The sequence below is a fragment of the Nitratidesulfovibrio oxamicus genome (assembly GCF_015731765.1).
GTDB lineage: Bacteria > Desulfobacterota > Desulfovibrionia > Desulfovibrionales > Desulfovibrionaceae > Cupidesulfovibrio > Cupidesulfovibrio oxamicus.
The window spans coordinates 1-2145 of sequence record NZ_VRYY01000421.1; the positions used below are offsets into that span (position 1 = coordinate 1).

The following is a 2145-nucleotide window of genomic DNA, read 5'->3' on the forward strand; positions in this document are numbered from 1 at the left end:
GGCAACGGCGCCGCTCAGCGCACCGCAGGTGCAGCCCGCGCCGCCCATGCCCTGGCAGAACGGCGTGCCCAGCGCGGCGGCCTGGTCCGGCGAAAGGGGACCGCCCAGTGTTTCCGCCACGGCATGCAGTACGGCTTCTGCGCACAGCAGTTGGCGGGTATCGAACAGGTTCTCGGCCCGGCGGCGGATGGCCTCGACTATCGGATCGAACGAAGGGGCATCGGCCCGACCGGCTTCAGCCAGACCTGCATCCCCCAGGCCGGTCGGGGCGGGCGCACGGCCATCCCACGGGGGGCGGTGGGCGCCGCAAGCGCCATTACCGGGCACGGCACGGCCATCCACCGCGCCATCAGCGCACGAACCACCGCCGCAGCCTTCGTCCGCGCTGCAACAGGCAGGACCGCACACGTCCGGGCAGTCGGGGCGGGATGCGTCGTCCGCGTCGGCATTGGGAGGGGTGCCTGTCTTCATGCCAGTCCTGATATGCCGCGCCATGCAGGCGGGCAAGCGGGAATGCCGCTTCCGGCCGGTCCAGGTCGGACGGCGGCAAAAGAAACGGCGGGGCGCCGCGTGGTGCGCCGCCCCGCCGGAATCGGCTAGTTGATGCTCTTCACGGGGTATCCGGCTTCCTTCCAGGCCACTATGCCGCCGGGCAGGCGGTACACCTTGGAGTAGCCCAGCTTCCTGGCCCACACCGCGCCATTGTGCGAACGGGTGCACTTCACGAAGCCGCAGTAGAACACCAGCGGGCGGTCCTTGTCCGGGCCGAGCAGCTTTTCGAAGTCCTGCTCGCTCTTGTCGCCGGTTTCGGTCATCTTCCATTCCGGCATGTCCGGGATGGGGAACAGGAACTGCACCGCATCGGGAATGTGGTTCTTCTTGTACGAATCCTCGAAGGGCATGGTATCCACGATGAGCATGGCCTTGCCCTCGTCCTGCCACTTCTTCAGCTCCGCCACGGTAAGCAGCTCGTAGCCGCCCTTGGCGGTGTCGCGCGCCAGCTTCACGGCCTTGGCCTCCAGATCCACCTCGGACGGCCCGGCAAACGGATTGTTGCACCCGGCAAGGCCAAGCGCGGCAAGCAGCACCAACGGGGCAACCAGCTTCTTCATGGACATCGCAACCTCCTCAAGAGTTTATGGAACGAAATATTCCACCCGTCCGCCTTCGCCCCGCGCCGTCGCGCGGTCACGGCTCGTGACGCGTGCCCGGATTGTCGTGTCCCCACGGCCAGCCCGGTCGTCACCCGGTGACCGGCACGGCGCGGGGCGTCAGCCCTGGCGGCGGCGCAACCGACGCCAGGCGTACAGATAGGCCACCCCGGCCAGCAGCACGAGATCGCGCACAAGCGCACCGCGCAGGGCCGAACCGTCCTCCACGCCATCCGGCAGTTCGCCGGGGGCGAAGCAGCCGCAATCCCCAATGGACAGCCCCGCCGCCAGCGCGTATCCCAGCACGCCTAGAAACAGCAGGCACATGGCGGCGATGACCGTCAGGCTGCCGCGCACGGCGAACAGCAGCCCCACTCCGGCGACCACCTCGGCCAGGGGCAGCAGTAGCGCCACGGTCCCCACGGCCCACACTGGCAATATCCCGTAATGGTGGATGATTTCTGCAAAGCCGCGCACGTCGGCCAGCTTGGCCCCGCCTGCCGCCACGAAAACCAGCGCCAACGCCACGCGCACCGCGCGCTGGCACCAGACGCCGGACAGCAGTCGCAACACGGGGCTGGCGCCTGCACCGGAAGCACCGGACAAACCCGCTGCGCCGGACAGGACGGAAACGCCGCCCGTTTCCGGCCCGGCGTATCCGCCTTCCCCACTGCTGCGTGACATGGCTTTTCCTGATAGCATGCTTCGGTGCTTACAGAGCAACGCCTTCGCGTCAAATCGATTATTCCAATTCATTGATATGAAAAGTATTTGCACGGACAATACATCGCCCGGCGCACCAGAAGACACGCCGCCGCACGGCACGGAACTGCGCGAAGGCTTCACCACGGGATCTGCCCTGGCCGCCGCCGCCATGGCCGCCCTGCGCCTGCTGTTGCACGGCGAGACCCCGGACAGGGTGCCGGTGCCGCTGCCGCCGTTCGCCGCAGATAACGGAAGCAGCGCGAGCAGCGGGGGCAGCGGGGACGCTGTC

4 protein-coding genes are annotated in these 2145 nt (G+C 67.9%); 1 reads left to right on the top strand and 3 read right to left on the bottom strand.

The genetic code is table 11. From position 1 onward, the window contains the following. The 3 genes from FVW20_RS13220 to FVW20_RS13230 form a co-directional block, all read right to left on the bottom strand. The coding region (locus FVW20_RS13220; protein WP_196609980.1) for a C-GCAxxG-C-C family protein at positions 1-471 on the bottom strand (471 nt) is incomplete at its 3' end. Positions 472-596: 125 nt separating this feature from the next. Then, the gene (locus tag FVW20_RS13225; protein WP_196609981.1) at positions 597-1118 is read right to left on the bottom strand and encodes a rhodanese-like domain-containing protein; all 522 of its coding nucleotides are present in this window, start codon (positions 1116-1118) and stop codon (positions 597-599) included. 153 nt (positions 1119-1271) lie between these two features. Continuing rightward, complete coding sequence (locus FVW20_RS13230) at positions 1272-1835, bottom strand: MauE/DoxX family redox-associated membrane protein (protein ID WP_231039099.1); 564 nt, start codon at positions 1833-1835, stop codon at positions 1272-1274. A 76-nt stretch (positions 1836-1911) separates the two neighbouring features. Here FVW20_RS13230 and FVW20_RS13235 point away from each other — a divergent pair. After that, a partial coding sequence (locus FVW20_RS13235) for a cobalt-precorrin-5B (C(1))-methyltransferase (RefSeq protein ID WP_196609983.1) occupies positions 1912-2145 on the top strand: 234 nt, incomplete at its 3' end.

What these genes read in the sequence shown, in the direction of transcription:
- FVW20_RS13225 (WP_196609981.1), bottom strand. Translation starts at nt 1,118, where the DNA reads ATGTCCATGAAGAAGCTGGTTGCCCCGTTGGTGCTGCTTGCCGCGCTT.
- FVW20_RS13230 (WP_231039099.1), bottom strand. Translation starts at nt 1,835, where the DNA reads ATGTCACGCAGCAGTGGGGAAGGCGGATACGCCGGGCCGGAAACGGGC.